An 18,985-nucleotide genomic window follows, 5' to 3' on the forward strand; every position below is an offset into this window, starting at 1 on the left:
AGATACTTTAAGGTGAGAAAATTCTTAGCTTGATTATTGTGAATTACTTCTTTTTGAACTATGTAACTATAGGTGTTTTGCATAAAAAACAATCTAAAATATTTTTGTTAATCGGGCATAGTTAGCTCTATTGGATAAAAATAAATCCCGAATGTTCTTATAAGATTAAAAACGAATAACAGTATCACTTATCGCCTATTGACAGTATTATATGTAAAGATGATGAATAGTGACCTATGCTCTGATTATCATAGGACAGTTAGCGGAGAACATTATGAAGTATCGCCTGTGCGGTGTTGCTCTTTTAGTAGCTTTACTTTCAGGATGTGCAAGCACACCTAACAATGGTGACAGTCGTTCTGATCCCTTGGAAGGGTTTAACCGCCAGATGTTTAATTTTAACTATTATGTTTTAGATCCTTACGTATTACGACCTGTAGCCGTAGTATGGCGTGATTATGTTCCACCACCAGCACGTAATGGACTATCGAATTTCTTAGGTAACCTTGAAGAGCCAGCAAGTATGCTAAATAGCATCTTACGTGGAGATTTTGAAAAAGGGGCTAAGCATTTCGGACGTTTTTGGATCAATACCGTATTTGGTATTGGTGGTTTAATCGATGTTGCAGGAATGTCTAGAGAATCAATGGAAAAAGAAGTTCCTGTAAGGTTTGGTAGTACGTTAGGGCATTATGGTGTGGGATATGGCCCTTATGTGGTATTACCGGGCTATGGCAGCTTTACAGTGCGAGAAGAGGGGGGCGATTGGGCTGATGCCACCTATCCAGTACTGAGTTACCTCACTTTCTGGATGTCTGCGGGTAAATGGGCCCTTGAAGGTATTGAAACGCGAGCTCAATTATTAGATTCAGATGCAATTTTACAAAACTCATCTGATCCATATTTAATGATGCGTGAAGCCTATTTCCAAAAAAATGATTTCGATGCTAATGGCGGGAAAACAGGTGAAAATCCAAACGCAAAAGCGATTGAAGATGATTTAGATTCTATCGATTAATCTGTTTATCTGGTTGTTTAAATAAAAAATGGTCTTTTTTAAGACCATTTTTTGTATTTAAAGTAGCAAATCAGCTTAGAAGCGATAGTTAAAGTTCATACCGTATAACCATGCTTTACCTGATGATTCAAATTCATAAGCCGGCAATGGTAAGCTTTCAGATAGCTTCTCTTTAATCGTCACTTTCTTACCGTGCATATAGGCTAAACCAACATCCACAGACATATCTTTATTAAATGCGTAGGTTGCCCCTGCACTTAACCAGAAGCGATCTTGGTCAGGGATCGAGATAGAGCGTTTATCCGCAGGAACAGGACTATCATCAAAGGCAATACCGGTGCGGAATGTCCAATTATCATCATGGTAATAAGTGGTTCCTAATGCAATACGCCATGCATCACGGAAGCCTTCTTCTTTGTTGAAGAGTTGTTGACCATCACTTTTACGTGTTGCTCTTAACTCTTTAAACTCACTCCAACTGGTATAAGCTAAATTATAATGGACAGCCCATTTAGGGGCGACACGGTGGTAAGCGGCAAATTCCCAAATCTCCGGTAGGTTAAGGTCTAATTTACCTTTGATGGTGTCTCCATTAGTACCAATCACTCCCATACCTTCTAGTGCGGGTAATGAGCGGATATCACTTTGATAATCACCATCTTTAAATTTCACTTTTACTTTAGAGCGATAAGTGAAGCTGATACGGTTATCTTCATCAAACTCATATAATAAACCGGCGTTCCAGCCAAAGCCCCAAGCATCCCCTTTTAATTGTGCAAAACGATCACTTGGCGATAAGCTTGATAAATAACGGCCTAATCCCTGATAGTTAGGATCTGGATGTTGAGATAAGGTACCACCCAATAGCTTACCGGCTTCACCTACATGGCGGGTAATTTCAGCATCAGCATAGAGCGCATTTAAGCCTAAACCGACACTAAATTGTTTATTAACTCGATAACCTGCACTTAAATTTAAGTTCATGGTTTTTAAATCAGTTTTTCCGCCAATTAAACCTGCTGGGTAATCTTTTTTAAAGTCGGTAGCTAAACCAAAGTTAGTAGTACCTGATGCACCAATTGCCCATTTATCGTTGATAGGCGCAACAAAGTGAATATTGGGGACTAAAGCACTTGGGGCGATATCGCCGGCATTAGTGCTGGCGCCAGAGAGTGGAGATTTACCTTTAATATCAACACTGGGATTAATATGGATAGCACCAACGGAAAACTCAGGACGATCAAACATGGTCAATGCGGCAGGGTTTCGACTACCTACACTCGCATCATCTGCAATAACGCCTTCTCCTGAAAAAGCACGACCTAGTGCTGAAGTTGAATATTCATTTAACTGAAAACCGGCAGCGCTTGCATAAGAGGAAAGTGTTCCTACAATGGCAGCGAGAGCTGTGCGAGTAAACAGGTTTTTACGGTTCATGACCTAAACCCTCATAATTTTTTTAAATAAGTAACTTCTGATTAGAAGCGCTGGATTTTAGGTGCGGTTGTCGTTATGACAAATCAGACCAGTTGCTTAAGTATAAAGATGAATAGTGGTAATGTTGCAAGTTTGTTTTATATATATTTCCAATTTGATTTAAAATTTGGGATTTAGTTAACATTAATTTTACATTAAATGCCAATAAAGATGGTTTTGTTTATTAAACAAACAGTAAAATCAATTTTTTTTGTAAAATTGTAGGTTAATTTGAGCTAACGCAGGTTATTTTATTTTTTTGCTATTATGATAGATAATTAACACTTCTTTTGTTGGGAGACTAAAATGGCAGACGCAATTAATCGTTGTAATGCAGAAGAAACAGCTGCTTGTTGTTGTGTTGATGTTGGTACTATTATCGACAACAAAAATTGTACCGCATCTTATCAGCACGTTTTTGCCGATAAGGCTCAAGCTGAAGCGATGTTAAATGAGCTAACAGCTAAAGCTAATGCCACTGCATCTGAACCTTGCCAAATTAAACATCAATTTGCTGATGTTGAAGGTGGCGTTCAATTAACCGCTGATTTTACTTTCTCTTGTGAAGCAGAAAATCTGATCTTCCAATTAGGATTACGTTAATCCTTTGAAATTAAACTTCTTCAAGGCTATTGAAATTCAGTAGCCTTTTTTATTTTTTATCATTATTTATTCCTTCCTTTTATTGTTTTCTTCGAGTTACAGCTAATTGAATGAAATAATGAGCGCTAACTCCCACTTCTTATAAAATGATGTTTCTGATAAGTGAAAATTTTGTTAACTCTATTAATCAGGTCAGACCTCTTTGGTGTTAGGAATTCATTTTGTCAGGAGTCGTTATGAAGTCATCAGCGAGCAGTACCATAAAAGATCGTGTTGCGATTGTCAGTGGATTGCGTCTCCCATTTGCTAAACAAGCAACCGCTTATCGGGGGATCCCTGCGGTTGAGCTGGGGCGCTCGGTTGTACAAGAATTAGTGATCCGTAATGAAATTCCTCCTGAAATTATTGATCAACTGGTGTTTGGTCAAGTAGTACAAATGCCTGCCGCACCGAATATTGCCCGCGAAATTGTACTTGGCGCAGGGCTAAGTGTAAAAACAGATGCTTATAGTGTAACCCGTGCTTGTGCAACGAGTTTTCAGGCTATTGCTAATGTGGCTGAAAGTATGTTGGCAGGTCATGTTTCAGTGGGTATTGCTGGTGGCGCAGATTCATCTTCTGTATTACCGATTGGCGTGAGTAAAAAATTAGCCGATGTTTTACTCAGTTTAAGTAAAGCGAAAACATTAGGGCAACGGCTTAGTTATTTAAGTCAACTACGCTTTGGTGATCTGCTACCCGTTGCACCCGCAGTGGCTGAGTATTCAACAGGTTTACGTATGGGGGATACTGCTGAGCAGATGGCTAAGACTTATCATATTTCAAGAGTTGCGCAAGATGAATTAGCGCATCGCTCTCATCAATTAGCTGCCAAAGCGTGGGAAATGGGAAAATTAAATGACGAAGTTATGACGGCATTTTTCCCACCCTATAAATCAGGTTTTCATCAAGATAATAATATCCGCAAAAATTCTGTACTTGATTCTTACGCAAAATTGAAGCCCGCCTTTGATAGGCGCCACGGTAGTGTGACAGCGGCTAATAGTACGCCTCTTACGGATGGTGCTGCTGCTGTGCTAATGATGAAAGAGTCTGTTGCCAAAAGTTTAGGCTATCAACCTTTAGGTTATCTGCGTAGCTATGCTTTTACCGCCATTGATGTCTGGAAAGATATGTTACTGGGGCCTTCTTATGCGACTCCGTTAGCACTATCAAGAGCCGGTCTTACTTTGAGTGATTTAACACTAATAGATATGCATGAAGCTTTTGCGGCTCAAACGTTGAGTAACTTAACCTTATTTGCAAGTGATAAATTTGCTCAAGAGCAACTTGGACTGTCAAAAGCAATAGGCGAAGTTGATATGGATAAATTCAATGTTCTTGGTGGCTCTATTGCTTATGGACACCCCTTTGCTGCAACAGGGGCGAGAATGGTGACTCAAACATTACATGAACTGAAACGCCGAGGTGGTGGCTTTGGTTTAACAACAGCTTGTGCTGCGGGCGGATTGGGTGCAGCGATGATTTTGGAGGTGGAATAATGGCGACTCAACAAAGGATACAAACCTCATCAGAGAAATCACCGGTATTCCAGTTTTCAGTGCGTCCCGATAAGGTCGGAATTATCACCATTAATGTTGTAGATGAAAAGGTCAATACACTGAAAGCTGCTTTTGTTGAACAGTTTCAAAATGTATTAAAACAGGCTCAGCAACATTCAGGTGTAAAAGGATTAATTATCACCTCAGGTAAACCTGATAATTTTATTGCTGGTGCTGATATATCAATGATTGCAGATTGCAAAACCAAAGAAGAGGCCACCGCATTAGCAAAAGCAGGACAAGATCTTTTTACTCAATTAGAAAATTATCCTTTGCCTGTCGTCGCAGCCATCAATGGCGCCTGTTTAGGTGGGGGATTAGAACTAGCATTAGCCTGCCATGGGCGAATTTGCTCCGATAACAGTAAAACACGTTTAGGCCTTCCGGAAGTTCAATTAGGATTACTACCAGGTTCGGGGGGAACCCAAAGATTACCACGTTTAATAGGGGTTACGATCGCTTTAGATATGATCTTAACTGGACGACAAATTAATGCCAAACGGGCTTTCAAGCTTGGCTTAGTTGATGACGTTGTACCACAAGCTATTTTATTAGATGTTGCAGCCCAATGGATTTTAACAGCTAAAAAAGCTGCTAAAAAACAGACTATTATGGAGCGTTTTTGGGCAAATACCACATTAGGAAGAAATATCCTCTTTGATCAAGCTAAAAAGCGCACTTTAGCTAAAACCAAAGGTCATTACCCAGCGGCAGAGCGTATTCTTCACGTTATTGAACGAGGCTTAGAGAAAGATATTCAAACAGGTTTTAAAGAAGAAGCTAATGCGTTTGGTGAATTGGCCATGACCCCGGTTTCATCTGCATTACGGCATCTCTTTTTTGCCTCAACAGCATTGAAAAATGAAACAGGATCATCTGCAAAGCCAGATAACTTACACCATATAGGTATTTTAGGTGGGGGGTTAATGGGGGGCGGTATTGCTTTTGTGACAGCAACAAAAGGTAATTTACCCGTTAGAATTAAAGATATTAGTGATAAAGGTATTGCGCAGGCACTTAACTATAGTTGGAAAGCGTTATCAACTAAGGTCAAGAAAAAACGGCTCTCTGCTCGTGAACGCCAACGACAAATGGGGTTATTATCAGGGACATTGGATTATAGCGGTTTCCATCAAACTGACCTTATTGTCGAAGCTGTTTTTGAAGATTTGGCTTTAAAGCAAAAAATGGTGGCTGATATTGAAGCCTTAGGTGAAGGCAAGATCATCTTTGCTTCAAATACTTCTTCTCTTCCTATCCATAAAATTGCTGAAAAAGCACAATATCCAGAAAAAATAATTGGGCTGCACTATTTTAGTCCCGTTGAAAAAATGCCCTTAGTTGAAGTGATCCCTCATGAAAAAACGGATGCTAAGACAATCGCCACAACCGTTGCTTTTGCTAAAAAACAAGGCAAAGTTGCCATTGTGGTAGGAGATAAACCCGGTTTTTATGTCAATCGAATTCTCGCCCCTTATATTAGTGAAGCCTTAACCTGTTTGGTTGAAGGGGAAACGATAGAGAATATTGACAAAGCATTAGTTCAATTTGGCTTTCCAGTCGGCCCCATTCAACTTTTAGATGAAGTGGGAATTGATATTGGTACTAAAATAACGCCTATTTTAGTCAATGAGTTTGGTGAGCGTTTTGTATCTCCTCCTGCGGTGGATGCGATTATTGCGGATGACAGAAAAGGGCGTAAAAACGGTCGTGGTTTTTATCTCTATAATCAGCATGCCTTACCTTTCTCTTTAGGAAAAAATAAAAAGCGTGCAGATCCGATGATTTATCGCTTATTACAGGTTAAACCTAAAAATCAGTTATCGGCTTCAGAAATAACCGAACGTTGTTTATTGCTTATGCTTAATGAAGCTGTTCGTTGTTTAGATGAAAACATTATTCAACAACCTAGGGATGGTGATATTGGTGCTGTTTTCGGTATTGGTTTTCCTCCCTTCTTTGGTGGACCATTCCGGTATATAGATAGTATGGGAACAACAAAAATAGTCGATAAGCTTAATCAATTAACTGAAAAATACGGTGAAAAGTTCCAGCCATGTGAGCGATTAGCAGCAATGGCCGAGTTAAATGAACGATTCTATAGCTAACTATCTATTCTATAATGCAATGAGTAGAAAGGATGATTAAGGCGCTTATGCGCCTTTTTTTGTACCTATATAATTGAGATGCAGTTCACTCATTGGGCGAGGGGTTACGGCGTTTTTCGCTAAATTAAGCGCTGATTAAACAAGGTGTTATTATTAATCAAAAATCGGCTTATAAATGTTAATGATAGCTGAGTGAAAAGTGTTTTTGGGGGACAATAAACGCCAATGGTATATTCTAAAGACAGTTTGTTTTAATAAGAGATTAAATATAATTTTTTGGTGTTAAAATATACCAAATAGAGCAAATTTACTGGATAAAATAGCGTATTATTTGTTTGGGGCTTTTGGTTAAGACTAGATATTTGTTATTCTTACTTGCTTTATGTATTGATACCCTTAGAAATGATAACAACAAAATAGGTTTATATTGATTATGCAAATTTTTATTATGCGCCACGGTGAGGCTACTTTTGATGCGCCCAGTGATGCACTACGATCTTTAACAGAGCGTGGTGAATATGAATCATTAACCATGGCGAATTGGATGACACAGCAAGATCATAGTATCGATTATGTTTTAGTTAGTCCTTATTTGCGGGCACAACAAACACTGAATGTTGTGCAACAAGGCTTAGTATTACCCGCTAAGATAGAAACCGATGAAGGGCTTATTCCTGGGGGCAATCCTGATCATATTGCTCATTATTTAAGGGCATTAGGGGAAGTGGGGTATCACAATATTCTAGTTATATCACATCTACCTTTAGTAGGGTATGTCGTGGCAGAGCTTTGTCCAACAGTGAGTGCACCGATGTTTTCAACCTCAACGATTGCTTGTGTTGATTTTGATTTATCAATAGGCTCGGGGAAATTGCTGTGGCAAGTCTCCCCAGCAAACTTAAAACAAATTACCGAATAAAGTCTATATGTTATTTATATTGTTCGGATTTATTCGGTGATGTTAACGACGCGCAATATCATCATTTTCGACTAACAGCAATAGTGCAGCATCACCTCCCCACTCTTTTGGTGCTTGATGAAAAGCAATAATATCAGGGTGTTGAGCTAACCAAAGAGGGGTTTGCTGTTTTAAAATATGTTTACCATGCCCATGCATAATACAGGCACAATACACATGCTCTCTTCTACAGGCCGCGATTAAGGCACCAATTTCTTGTTTGGCGATTAATTGTGTTAATCCATGTAAATCTAAAAAAAACTCTGGTACATAATCACCACGACGCAATTTTTTTAGCTCGTACGCATTTGCCCCTTCTCTTAAATAACGCATCGGGCCTTCTGTTGCCAAGTTGGGTTGAAACTCATCGGAGAAATAGTAAGAAGCATCTATTTGCTCTTGCTGTAATCGCTCTGTTGGATAATGAGTCACTTTTTTTCGCGGTGTTTGGTGGCGTATTTTATCTTGTGGGAGCTTTTTGGTGCCTTTTATCATCTCCTGAAATAATTCTATTTCTGAAGGAGGTAATATGAATTTTTTGTTCATTTTTAGCGTTCTTCATCATTGCTATCATCTATATCTATAAATAATAGTACCTTAAATATAAGGGGAGATAAAAAACTATTGTTAAATAGATGAAACAAAAAAGGCAGGGGGGATCCCTGCCAAAATAGTCACATAGCTAGCAAATAGATTAATTAGTGCCCTGATGTTTCTGCACGTCGACAAGCTTCAAATAAGAACCAAGTACGACGCTCTGTTTCATCGATCCAATTTTCAATTAAGCTTGCGGTAGAAATATCGTTATTTTCATCACAGACAACATGTGCTTTTCTCAGTTCTGCTGCAAGTAATTGATTATCTTGACATAGCTCAGCTAACATATCTAAAGGTTCAACAAATTCAGCATCATTATCTTTAATACGTTGCATTTTTGAGATCTGGCCTATAGAGCGTAATGTCATGCCACCAATTTTACGTACACGCTCGGCAATAGGATCTGTCATGGCAAAGAGCTGATCACCTTGTTCATCTAACATTAGATGATAGTCACGAAAATGAGGACCGCTCACATGCCAGTGGAAGTTCTTTGTTTTTAGATATAAAGCAAACACATCCGCAAGAATAGCATTCATCGCTGCACTAACTTCTTTTGTTGCTTTAGGTGCTAAATCTGTAGGGGTAGATAGAGGACGGGTTTGGAGTTTATGTGCATCATTAACTTCAGCAGGGGTTAGTTTTTTACTGCTCATTTTCATCTCCTAATAAATCGAAAAAGTATTATTGAGAGAACAACATCGTAAACAGAACAACCAATTGCAGAACAAGATGTTATTGATATTACTGACTGTTCAGTTCAATAATAAATCACATGTAAATAAGTATGGATCGATTTCTTATAATTACTAGTTAAAGTGATAAATATAATTATTTGTTCTGGTTTTTTATCTGTTGTTAGTTGATTGTATGGTTTTTGTGTGATTTATTTGGTTTATCTGGCTAATATTAAATTTGTTTCGTCATAAAGATAAAACGAGATGAATTTAATAATATTGTCTTTTTTTATTATCTAACGCTGATTTATCACGATCTTCATGGCAAACTACAGACTTTCTATTTCGTCAGATCCGTCAGAGGACAACAGTTTTGGATATCACAGCAAAAGAAGAAGCCGTAGCTGATTTAAGCACGATCTTAGATATGTTACGTTGGGCTATGAGTCAGTTTAATTCATCAGATATTTATTATGGTCATGGTACGGATAACGCATGGGATGAAGCGTTACAGCTTGTTCTACCTACACTGGCTCTTCCTTTAGATATTCCTGATGCTCTTTTATCAACCAAACTTACAACCTCTGAAAAAATGGAAATCATTCAACTTATTGAGGTTCGTATTGAACAAAAAATTCCTGTGCCTTATTTAACGCATCGAGCGTGGTTTTGTGGACATGAATTTTATGTTGATGAACGTGTTTTGATCCCTCGTTCTCCCATTGGTGAATTGATTAATAACCATTTTGCTGGACTGATTGGGCAAGAGCCAACCCGTATCCTTGATTTATGTACTGGCAGTGGATGTATTGCTATTGCTTGCGCCCATGAATTTCAAGAAGCAGAAGTCGATGCAGTCGATATTTCAGCTGATGCGTTAGAAGTTGCCGAGTTTAATATTGAAAATCATGGTTTAATTCATCGTGTTTATCCAATGCAATCTGATCTCTTTGAGGCAATTGTTCCTACACCATACGATATTATCGTGACGAATCCACCTTACGTTGATGCTGAAGATATGGGTGACTTGCCTGATGAATACCATATTGAACCCGAACTTGCATTGGCTTCTGGTGTGGATGGCTTAGATATCACCAGACAAATTTTACTAAAAGCACCTGATTATTTAAGCGAAAAAGGCATTCTTGTCTGTGAAGTCGGTAATAGCATGGTGCATCTTATCGAACAATTTCCTGAAGTTCCTTTTACTTGGCTTGAGTTTGAAAAGGGAGGCATTGGTGTCTTTATGTTAACGCGTGAGCAACTTGTCGAATTTTCAGATAGCTTTGCTAGCGATAAACGTTGATGTCAATGTGATGAAACGGTAGATTGTTATGGTTGCAAATAACATATTAATAACATCACACAGTCAGTCATAAGATAGGAATTGAGGGATGGCGGGAAACAGTATCGGGCAATTATTTAGAGTAACCACTTTTGGTGAGTCTCATGGCACAGCGTTAGGTTGCATTGTGGATGGTGTTCCTCCCGGACTACCTTTAACGCAAGCGGATCTACAAGTTGATTTAGATAGACGTAAACCGGGAACTTCACGTTATACCACACAACGTAGAGAGCCTGATCAAGTGCGTATTTTATCGGGTGTTTTTAATGGTGTAACAACGGGAACCAGTATTGGATTATTAATAGAAAATACGGATCAGCGCTCTCAAGATTATAGCGAAATTAAAGATGTATTCCGCCCAGGGCATGCAGACTACACCTATGAACAGAAATATGGTTTACGTGATTATCGTGGCGGGGGACGCTCTTCTGCTCGAGAAACCGCCATGCGTGTCGCAGCGGGTGCTATTGCCAAAAAATACCTTAAACAAAAATTTGGTATTGAAGTAAAAGGTTACTTATCTCAATTAGGGCCAATTAGTTGTGAGTTAGTTGATTGGTCAATTGTAGAAACCAACCCATTCTTTTGCCCAGATCCTTCTCGCCTAGATGCCCTTGATGAATATATGCGAGCGCTAAAAAAAGAGGGTAATTCTATAGGTGCCAAAGTTACCGTGATTGCAGAAGGTGTACCTGCAGGATTAGGCGAACCCGTTTTTGATAGACTTGATGCCGATTTGGCTCATGCGTTAATGAGCATCAACGCAGTAAAAGGCGTTGAAATCGGAGATGGTTTTGATGTGGTGACCTTAAAAGGGACTGAAAACCGCGATGAAATTACCAAAGAAGGTTTTAGCAGTAATCACGCGGGGGGCGTATTAGGTGGCATTAGTAGTGGTCAACCTATTATTGCACACATTGCTTTAAAGCCAACTTCAAGTATTACTATTGCTGGTAAGACACTTAATCGACAAGGTGAAGAAGTCGATATGATCACCAAAGGGCGACATGATCCGTGTGTCGGTATCCGAGCTGTTCCTATTGCAGAAGCTATGATGGCTATTGTGTTACTTGATCATGCATTGCGTCAACGGGGTCAATGTGGTGATGTTATTCCTCCATTAATGCAATGGTGATCTTAGCTTACATCAATAATACAGCGAATAATCTGTAGTAAGTTTGCTATGAGTTTTTAAAGGTGTGAGCGCCTTATTATTCTATGCTCAGATAGTGTTACTGTTTTTATTTAAAATAATCAAATAAAGCAGTAACACACGCCCCCTCATTTCTGATATTCGGATAGATAAATGGATTGGCTATTTTCAGATGGCATCTACCTTCTACTCTTTTTTGTTGCTGTATTAGCAGGCTTTATTGACTCTATTGCTGGCGGTGGTGGCTTGATCACTATTCCTGCCTTGCTCTCTGCGGGAATATCACCCGTACAAGCGTTGGCAACAAATAAGCTTCAATCAGTGGGCGGTTCTTTTTCAGCCACACTCTATTTTATTCGTCGTCGCGTCATTGATTTAAAAGCACAGCGCTTTGCCATTTTTATGACTTTTATTGGTGCTGTTTCTGGTGCGATGTTAGTACAATTTATTAATCCTGAATTACTAAAACAAGCGCTACCTGTTCTTACTATCGCAATCGGTCTCTATTTTTTATTAACACCATCTATCGGGGCTAAGGATAGTAAGCAACGTCTTGGCTATTATACTTTCGGGGTTATTATTGGCGGTGGTATTGGCTTTTATGATGGTGTTTTTGGTCCTGGAACGGGATCTTTTTTCGCTTTAGGTTATGTCATGTTACTTGGTTATAATCTCTCAAAGGCGACAGCACATGCTAAATTACTCAATTTCACCTCTAATTTTGGCTCTTTGCTATTTTTTATTCTTGGTGGACAGGTAATTTGGACCATAGGTTTAGTTATGTTATGCGGGCAGTTTATTGGTGCTCGCTTAGGTGCAGGGTTGGTGTTAACCAAAGGACAAAAATTAATTAGACCAATGCTGGTCATTATCTCCTTTTTGATGAGCATCAAACTCATTCATGACAATCATGGTGATACTATTGCACTTTGGTTTTCTGCACTTTTTAATTAGGAAAGATAATTTTTAAATGTCAGCACATCATTATCAGCAGTTAATTGATATTTTTAATCAATGTTTTAGCGATAGTTACCAAACACGTTTAGTTAAAGGTGATAACGAGCCAATTTATTTGCCTAAGAGTGAAGAGATACCTTATCACCAAATCATTTTCGCACATGGATTTTACGCGAGTGCATTACATGAAATATCGCATTGGTGTATTGCTGGGGATGCGCGTCGTCAGCAGGTTGATTATGGTTATTGGTATTGTCCTGATGGGCGAGATCAAGTGACTCAAGAGCAGTTTGAACGAGTTGAAATCAAGCCTCAAGCTCTTGACTGGTTATTCTGCCAAGCAGCCAATTATCCATTTAACGTGAGTTGCGATAATTTAGACGGGGATTTTGAGCCAGACCGTTACCAGTTTAGAAACAAGGTGAGAGAGCAAGTATTAGCTTATTTGCGCGATAAAAATATCCCGCCACGTGCACAGCTATTTATTAATGCGTTACATTTGTTTTACAATACACCTGAGTTAACGCCGGAGCAATTTCCTTATCAGGAAAATCCCCTCGTTAATTAAGGATGACGAGATAAACTATCCTCGTCTATCCACTGCGCAGGTTTTAGTAAACCAATAAAGCCTGAGGTAATAAGGTTGCTATTGAAACATTGAGTGACTTAAATCTGATAGCAACATTATATATTGAGGATAAATAATGCTTTCTGAGTATGAAACGTACTTATTAGATAAAATTGATAGCCGTGTTGAACATGCTACGGATGATGAATTATTTGCTGGTGGATATTTACAAGGCCACATCACTTTAGCGATTGCGGAGCTTGAGCAAGAAAACAATACGCAATTATCAGCATTAAAATCCCGTGTAGAAGAGAGCATTCAAAAAGCTATCAAAGCAGGAGAGCTTTCTCCTCCTGATCAAATATTGGTTTTATCGACGTGGCATGATTTAGTTAACTCGATTAATTAGTATAAATAACCTATATTGAGAACAACCGATACTATCGGTTGTTTTTCTTTGATTGCTAACGATTAACCACATCGAAAACATTGTTTAAGACAGTTGAGCTTGAAAAAGAAAGGATTTTATACAAAAATTCTCCTTACTATTTATCAATTGTTTTTATTTGATTTTTCAAAGTCGATGTCTCTTTCATTGATTAAAGCATAATAGTGCTATCTTTTGTTACTCCTTGCCATTTCTGCCAAATTACTTTTAAATGTTTTTTAGGAATGTTTCTCGGGATGCAAATGATTTGCATAAAATATTTATGATAAGGATAACAATACGATGAAAAATTTCTTTAAAATAAGCCTTATTGCTAGCACGGTATTGGTTTTATCTGCCTGTGATCAACTTGATTTAGATAATAAAAAAGATAAGTTTTATTACAGTAATCCCAGTGAAAAAAGCATGAGCTTTGTTGTTGATGATAAAACATATCAGGTTGAGCCGGGTAAAAGTGGTTATTTAACACTCTCACCGGGCGAACATAGTTTACAAGATAGTGCAGGTAATAAATCCACTTTTATGGTGTATGAAAACAACAATGGTGGAATTTTAAATCCTGATAATTTTATGTATTACCGTTTATCTGAAGTCTATGCCGTACAAGGTAAGGGGGATCGCTTTAAACCAACAGAATATAAAGTGGTTATTAATGGCTATCAGTTAGAAATGCCATTACAAAGCACTAATGCTACCTTGATTGATGGCAATGTATTTAAATGTACTTATACGTTAGGTGAACCTTTCCCCAGTGAAATTAAAAGCCATAATAAAAACGAAATGGGGAACATCAAAACCAAATGTTTTGATAAACCTGAATTAATCCAATATATTATGACTGATTATGGTCAAGATCTAAAACCGCTTTCCCCTCAAGATGAGTATAACGATACTGTTAATCTAGCGTTAGACTACAGTTTACCTCAACCACAATTTACTGATCCTGATATTCAAGCAGAGGCAGAAAATTGGGTTGCATTGCTTGATCAAATTAAAGAAAGTAATGATCCTAATATCCATAAACAGCTTAAAACACCATTACATGAAGCAATAAATAAGTTATCAAAAGCCGATAGTGAAAGAGCAGTAAAAAACTCTGTTGAAGATAATAAATACTATAATTCTTTTATTCACCAAGCGAGCCAATATCAATCTTATGGGATCTTACCTAGAGATTAAATTTTTGGTAGAACGGATAAAAAGCCATCCTTATGGATGGTTTTTTTATAGGTAATTGATACTCTTAATAAGCAAATAGCAAGTTATAAAAGAGATTATTTATGACCAACGCATCAAATAAAATCGCTACTCACGAGATCACTATTCGGCCAACTCAATTGGCTGATGCCAACCAACTACCGAAGATTGAACAATCGGCAGGAGAGTTATTTAGCAGCATAAAAGAATTAAGTTGGATCAGCGAAAGTGGTGTACAAAGTGTTGAGGCGCATATTCAATTTATCCATCAACATGCTCACTGGGTTGCTGTTAATCATGACAATCATCCCGTTGGTTTTATCATGACGCAACAATTACCTGAAAGTGTATTTATTCATGAATTATCGGTAAGTAAAGATTGGCAAAATAAAGGGATTGGTAAATTGCTGATCCAGACTGTAAAAAATGAAGCTAAATTACAGCAATTTAATGCGGTAACGTTAACGACTTTCCGCGATGTCCCTTGGAATGCTCCCTATTATCAGCGTTTAGGTTTCCATATCTTACTTGAGCATCAAATACCCTATTCTTTACAACAAATTTTAGATAATGAAGTAGAGCATGGGGGATTTGCGAGAGAAATGCGTTGTGCGATGAAGTGTGAAATTTAAATACTATAATAATTTAAATACTATAAAGATATTTAAGTAACCCATTAACAATAGTTACTTAAATATCAACCGTAATTTCAGTGACTGATCCTATGATTTTAATTCAATGGCTTTTCCGCGCAGTAATGGTCTTACCCAGAAACGATTAGGATGTAAGGCATTTAACACACTATCTTCTACAGGAAATGGCTCATCAAAGATTTGGCTTGCTAAGATCTCCGCAGATAAAGGTGCAGAGCATAAACCACGTGAACCTAATGCACTAATAATATAAAGCTGATGATAACTCGGCGCCAAAATAGGTGTTTGCTTTCTACGCTTAAATCGATCTAAATGCGTATAGGCGACAACTAATTTTTCAAAATCGGGTACTTCACCTAATAAAGGAAGGTGATCTCTTATTGTACAGCGGATCCCGACACGCGCATCGTTATCACTAAAATCTACCTGCTGTGCCCAAGGTGATTGTGCTAAACAGTGTGTGAGATGCCATTGATTATTTTGTTGCTCTTCAATTGAAACATTTAAATCTAGTCGATCACGACGAAAGCTTGCCCCAACACAATGCAGATTATCTTGAGGATCAACCGGCGTAAAATAGCCATCATAGCAGAGCACCGCTTTTAATTGTGCGATATCAGGTGTCGTTGAAATATGGCTAACTTGACCCCTTACTGCACTGATAGGCAGTTTTTCACTTTGTATAAAATCAGTAATACGGTGCCCATTAGCTAAAATAACACAATCATGTTGTGTTTTATACGTTGTTGCTTGGTGAGTCACCTCTAACTGCCAATGCTGTTGTTGTGAGGTTAATTGAGTGACTTGATGTTCAAAGAGTAGCTTGAGACCTTGTTGTTGAGCGTATTTTAATGCATTGGTGGTTAACTCTGTGGGAGAAAGCCAACCTGCTTGAGGATAAAAAAGACCATCTTGGTTGATAGCTAATCCACAAAGTGAATTCATTTCATCTTGATGAACATAATGAGCGAGTTGAGAAAAAGGTGTGGAATGCTCGATTATTCGCGCTATTTTTTTGCGTACTTTTTCATTATAGATAACTTGGGCAACACCAGACCATTGATGTGAAAAGTTTACGCCTTTATGGTTTAACTCATCATAATAACGGCGGGCATATAAAAAAGCGTTAGTGAAAAAGTGTTCTAACTCATCAGATTTACCATTAAGTAATGGATATAACACACCTTGCCGATTGCCTGAGGCATTTGCCGCAGGATGTGTATCTTCACAATAGAGCGTGACTTTGGCGCCTCTTTTTAAGCAGGCGAGCGCAGTTAATGCACTGGCGATCCCCCCACCGATAATGGCGATATCTTTTGTTTGTGTAGCACAAGGTCTGGCATAGTAGGGAACAAATGCATTGGCAGGAGGATGGGGAAATACCCCTGTTAACATTTCTCTTTTTTGACCAAAGCCTTTTATTTTCTTTATTTCAAAACCAACATGTTGCAATCCTCGTTTTACTATCCCAGCTGCGGTAAAGGTGGCAAAAGTGCCATTTTCACGCATCGAGTCTGCCATTGCTTGAAATAATGTTTCACTCCACATTTGTGGGTTTTTACTTGGTGCAAAGCCGTCAAGAAACCACGCATCAACTTTATTATGTAAAGCTTGGCGAGTTTGTGGCAGTAATGTATTGATATCACCGAACCATAAATCAAGCGTTATCGCGCCATTAGCAAGAATAAGACGATGACAACCGGCAATAGGTAAAGGCCACTGTGCACAAAGCGCTGTTGAATATTGTGCTAGTTCTGGCCAATGGCTATGGGCTGTTTGCAAATCAGCTTTAGTCAGAGGAAATTTTTCAAAACTGACATAATGTAAACGCTTTAATGGCGCATCAGGTGAGTGATGACGAAATTGCTCGAAGGCTTGCCACAGTGTTAAAAAGTTTAATCCTGTGCCAAATCCGGTTTCTGCTATAACACACTCAGAGCGTACATGTGTACCAAAACGAGATGGAAAATGATTTCCATGTAGGAATACATGTCGAGTTTCTTCAAGACCATCTTGGTTGGAAAAATAGATATCATCAAACTGTTTTGAAATCGGAGTACCAAGTTCATTCCAACTTAAAGAGGCGGTATTTATAGCAGTGTTATTCACGGAACTACCTGTATTTTACCAAAAATAATGGGCTATCTTAACGCTGTTCTTAAGCATCTTCCACCTTTTGAGTACGCAGAGATTTTTCATATTATCTGCATTTTTGTAAAAAAGATCCTGATCGGACTTGTTCAGCGTACAAGTGTACGCTAAAGTGCTATTCAGAAATCCCGCAGCTACAACTATTATTGTAAAGAGGTATAAATGAAGCGCGCAGTGATCACGGGTCTGGGTATTGTTTCGAGCATTGGTAATAACCAGCAAGAAGTGCTGGACTCTTTAAAAGAAGGCCGTTCCGGGATAACTTTCTCAGAAGAATTTAAAGAGATGGGGCTACGTAGCCACATTTGGGGTAATGTTAAGCTTGATACTGAAGGTCTTATTGACCGTAAAATCCGCCGTTTTATGAGTGATGCATCGGTTTATGCCTATTTATCTATGCAACAAGCGATTGAAGATTCAGGTCTAACAGAAGATCAAGTTTCTAACATTCGTTCTGGTTTAGTTGTCGGCTCCGGTGGTGGTTCTCCTCGTAACCAAGTACAAGGTTCGGACGGCATGAGAGCTAAAGGTCTACGCGGTGTAGGTCCTTATATGGTAACTCGTGCAATGGCGTCTGGTGTATCAGCTTGTTTAGCTACACCGTTTAAAATTAAAGGTGTTAACTATTCAATTAGTTCAGCTTGCTCAACATCAGCACACTGTATTGGTCATGCGGTTGAATTAATTCAATTAGGTAAACAAGATGTGGTTTTCGCCGGTGGTGGTGAAGAGCTAAGTTGGGAGATGACCTGTGAGTTTGATGCTATGGGGGCACTTTCAACAAAATATAATGATACACCAGCCAAAGCTTCTCGTACCTATGATAAAAACCGTGATGGTTTCGTTATCGCTGGTGGTGGCGGTATTGTGGTTGTTGAAGAATTAGAGCACGCATTAGCACGTGGTGCGCATATCTACGCTGAAATTGTCGGCTATGGTGCAACATCTGATGGTGCTGACATGGTTGCTCCATCGGGAGAAGGTGCCGTACGTTGTATGCAAATGGCAATGCAAGGTATTGATCATGTCGATTATATCAATACTCATGGCACATCAACGCCTGTGGGTGATTTAAAAGAGCTTGAAGCGATTGCTGAAGTTTTTGGAACTAAAACACCGGCTATTTCTGCAACTAAGGCAATGACAGGTCACTCATTAGGGGCTGCAGGTGTTCATGAAGCCATTTACAGTCTACTGATGTTAGAGCATGGTTTTATCGCACCAAGTATTAATATTGAAGAGCTTGATGATAAAGCGGATGGTATGAATATCATTACCAAACCAACAGAGCAAAAATTAGATACAGTGATGTCAAATAGCTTTGGTTTCGGTGGCACTAATGCTTCACTTGTGATGAGTAAGTATAAGAAATAGTTAGTTATACTTAGTTTTCCTTGTATAAATGATAAAGGCAGTTGCTTATAATAAGTGACTGCTTTTTTATTTTTTGTATAAATAAATTTGTTCTGCAAAAT

The 18,985-nt window shown here is 38.6% G+C and carries 17 protein-coding genes; 13 read left to right on the forward strand and 4 right to left on the reverse strand.

Going from position 1 to position 18,985, the window contains the following annotated elements:
• Window positions 1-274: 274 nt before the first annotated feature.
• On the forward strand, window positions 275-1,018 hold the full coding sequence (gene mlaA, locus AACU95_RS08205; protein WP_004248410.1) for a phospholipid-binding lipoprotein MlaA: 744 nt from the start codon (window positions 275-277) through the stop codon (window positions 1,016-1,018).
• Window positions 1,019-1,093: 75 nt separating this feature from the next.
• Here the strand turns inward: mlaA and fadL are convergent, their stop codons facing one another.
• Window positions 1,094-2,455, reverse strand: a complete 1,362-nt coding sequence (gene fadL, locus AACU95_RS08210; protein ID WP_049203534.1) for a long-chain fatty acid transporter FadL — start codon at window positions 2,453-2,455, stop codon at window positions 1,094-1,096.
• Window positions 2,456-2,800: 345 nt separating this feature from the next.
• Here fadL and AACU95_RS08215 point away from each other — a divergent pair, with 345 nt between their 5' ends.
• From AACU95_RS08215 to sixA, 4 genes are all read left to right on the forward strand, one after another.
• Window positions 2,801-3,097, forward strand: a complete 297-nt coding sequence (locus AACU95_RS08215) for a YfcZ/YiiS family protein (RefSeq protein WP_004243769.1) — start codon at window positions 2,801-2,803, stop codon at window positions 3,095-3,097.
• A 236-nt stretch (window positions 3,098-3,333) separates the two neighbouring features.
• Window positions 3,334-4,638, forward strand: a complete 1,305-nt coding sequence (fadI, locus tag AACU95_RS08220; RefSeq protein WP_004243765.1) for an acetyl-CoA C-acyltransferase FadI — start codon at window positions 3,334-3,336, stop codon at window positions 4,636-4,638.
• Window positions 4,638-6,806 (forward strand): fatty acid oxidation complex subunit alpha FadJ, encoded by a 2,169-nt coding sequence (gene fadJ, locus AACU95_RS08225; protein WP_141192112.1) that lies wholly within the window; start codon window positions 4,638-4,640, stop codon window positions 6,804-6,806. Before fadI ends, fadJ begins: the two co-directional genes overlap by 1 nt.
• A gap of 433 nt (window positions 6,807-7,239) precedes the next feature.
• Window positions 7,240-7,725 (forward strand): phosphohistidine phosphatase SixA, encoded by a 486-nt coding sequence (gene sixA / locus AACU95_RS08230; RefSeq protein ID WP_012368112.1) that lies wholly within the window; start codon window positions 7,240-7,242, stop codon window positions 7,723-7,725.
• Between the two features lie 42 nt (window positions 7,726-7,767).
• Here sixA and smrB read toward each other — a convergent pair whose 3' ends face one another.
• Together smrB and AACU95_RS08240 are read right to left on the reverse strand one after the other, a co-directional pair.
• On the reverse strand, window positions 7,768-8,310 hold the full coding sequence (gene smrB, locus AACU95_RS08235; protein ID WP_004243759.1) for an endonuclease SmrB: 543 nt from the start codon (window positions 8,308-8,310) through the stop codon (window positions 7,768-7,770).
• Between the two features lie 152 nt (window positions 8,311-8,462).
• Window positions 8,463-9,017 (reverse strand): Dps family protein, encoded by a 555-nt coding sequence (locus AACU95_RS08240; protein ID WP_004250672.1) that lies wholly within the window; start codon window positions 9,015-9,017, stop codon window positions 8,463-8,465.
• 448 nt (window positions 9,018-9,465) lie between these two features.
• On the opposite strand from AACU95_RS08240, the gene prmB reads away from it, so the two are divergent.
• The 7 genes from prmB (at window position 9,466) to AACU95_RS08275 (ending at window position 15,338) form a co-directional block, all read left to right on the forward strand.
• Window positions 9,466-10,344 (forward strand): 50S ribosomal protein L3 N(5)-glutamine methyltransferase, encoded by an 879-nt coding sequence (gene prmB, locus AACU95_RS08245; protein ID WP_046334445.1) that lies wholly within the window; start codon window positions 9,466-9,468, stop codon window positions 10,342-10,344.
• Between the two features lie 88 nt (window positions 10,345-10,432).
• Entirely contained in the window at window positions 10,433-11,518 is a 1,086-nt protein-coding gene (gene aroC, locus AACU95_RS08250) for a chorismate synthase (RefSeq protein ID WP_049236635.1), read from the forward strand.
• Between the two features lie 171 nt (window positions 11,519-11,689).
• Window positions 11,690-12,490, forward strand: coding sequence for a sulfite exporter TauE/SafE family protein (locus AACU95_RS08255; RefSeq protein ID WP_004243750.1), 801 nt, complete (start codon window positions 11,690-11,692; stop codon window positions 12,488-12,490).
• A 16-nt stretch (window positions 12,491-12,506) separates the two neighbouring features.
• Window positions 12,507-13,061 (forward strand): elongation factor P hydroxylase, encoded by a 555-nt coding sequence (locus tag AACU95_RS08260; RefSeq protein WP_004243749.1) that lies wholly within the window; start codon window positions 12,507-12,509, stop codon window positions 13,059-13,061.
• Between the two features lie 136 nt (window positions 13,062-13,197).
• On the forward strand, window positions 13,198-13,470 hold the full coding sequence (locus AACU95_RS08265) for a YfcL family protein (protein WP_004243748.1): 273 nt from the start codon (window positions 13,198-13,200) through the stop codon (window positions 13,468-13,470).
• A gap of 321 nt (window positions 13,471-13,791) precedes the next feature.
• On the forward strand, window positions 13,792-14,688 hold the full coding sequence (locus AACU95_RS08270) for a hypothetical protein (RefSeq protein ID WP_004243747.1): 897 nt from the start codon (window positions 13,792-13,794) through the stop codon (window positions 14,686-14,688).
• Between the two features lie 101 nt (window positions 14,689-14,789).
• Window positions 14,790-15,338 (forward strand): GNAT family N-acetyltransferase, encoded by a 549-nt coding sequence (locus AACU95_RS08275; protein ID WP_004248403.1) that lies wholly within the window; start codon window positions 14,790-14,792, stop codon window positions 15,336-15,338.
• Between the two features lie 90 nt (window positions 15,339-15,428).
• On the opposite strand, the gene mnmC is transcribed toward AACU95_RS08275, so the two are convergent.
• Complete coding sequence (gene mnmC / locus AACU95_RS08280) at window positions 15,429-17,468, reverse strand: bifunctional tRNA (5-methylaminomethyl-2-thiouridine)(34)-methyltransferase MnmD/FAD-dependent 5-carboxymethylaminomethyl-2-thiouridine(34) oxidoreductase MnmC (RefSeq protein WP_110144323.1); 2,040 nt, start codon at window positions 17,466-17,468, stop codon at window positions 15,429-15,431.
• Window positions 17,469-17,672: 204 nt separating this feature from the next.
• On the opposite strand from mnmC, the gene fabB reads away from it, so the two are divergent.
• Complete coding sequence (fabB, locus tag AACU95_RS08285; RefSeq protein WP_004243743.1) at window positions 17,673-18,884, forward strand: beta-ketoacyl-ACP synthase I; 1,212 nt, start codon at window positions 17,673-17,675, stop codon at window positions 18,882-18,884.
• Window positions 18,885-18,985: the final 101 nt, after the last annotated feature.

This window comes from Proteus sp. G4415 (assembly GCF_963896075.1).
GTDB lineage: Bacteria > Pseudomonadota > Gammaproteobacteria > Enterobacterales > Enterobacteriaceae > Proteus > Proteus mirabilis.

Coding starts and splice junctions, on each gene's coding strand:
- fadL (WP_049203534.1), bottom strand. CDS start 2,455: ATGAACCGTAAAAACCTGTTTACTCGCACAGCTCTCGCTGCCATTGTA.
- AACU95_RS08265 (WP_004243748.1), top strand. CDS start 13,198: ATGCTTTCTGAGTATGAAACGTACTTATTAGATAAAATTGATAGCCGT.
- AACU95_RS08215 (WP_004243769.1), top strand. CDS start 2,801: ATGGCAGACGCAATTAATCGTTGTAATGCAGAAGAAACAGCTGCTTGT.
- fabB (WP_004243743.1), top strand. CDS start 17,673: ATGAAGCGCGCAGTGATCACGGGTCTGGGTATTGTTTCGAGCATTGGT.
- AACU95_RS08240 (WP_004250672.1), bottom strand. CDS start 9,017: ATGAGCAGTAAAAAACTAACCCCTGCTGAAGTTAATGATGCACATAAA.
- fadJ (WP_141192112.1), top strand. CDS start 4,638: ATGGCGACTCAACAAAGGATACAAACCTCATCAGAGAAATCACCGGTA.
- AACU95_RS08255 (WP_004243750.1), top strand. CDS start 11,690: ATGGATTGGCTATTTTCAGATGGCATCTACCTTCTACTCTTTTTTGTT.
- sixA (WP_012368112.1), top strand. CDS start 7,240: ATGCAAATTTTTATTATGCGCCACGGTGAGGCTACTTTTGATGCGCCC.
- mlaA (WP_004248410.1), top strand. CDS start 275: ATGAAGTATCGCCTGTGCGGTGTTGCTCTTTTAGTAGCTTTACTTTCA.
- AACU95_RS08275 (WP_004248403.1), top strand. CDS start 14,790: ATGACCAACGCATCAAATAAAATCGCTACTCACGAGATCACTATTCGG.
- aroC (WP_049236635.1), top strand. CDS start 10,433: ATGGCGGGAAACAGTATCGGGCAATTATTTAGAGTAACCACTTTTGGT.
- smrB (WP_004243759.1), bottom strand. CDS start 8,310: ATGAACAAAAAATTCATATTACCTCCTTCAGAAATAGAATTATTTCAG.
- AACU95_RS08270 (WP_004243747.1), top strand. CDS start 13,792: ATGAAAAATTTCTTTAAAATAAGCCTTATTGCTAGCACGGTATTGGTT.
- fadI (WP_004243765.1), top strand. CDS start 3,334: ATGAAGTCATCAGCGAGCAGTACCATAAAAGATCGTGTTGCGATTGTC.
- AACU95_RS08260 (WP_004243749.1), top strand. CDS start 12,507: ATGTCAGCACATCATTATCAGCAGTTAATTGATATTTTTAATCAATGT.
- prmB (WP_046334445.1), top strand. CDS start 9,466: ATGTTACGTTGGGCTATGAGTCAGTTTAATTCATCAGATATTTATTAT.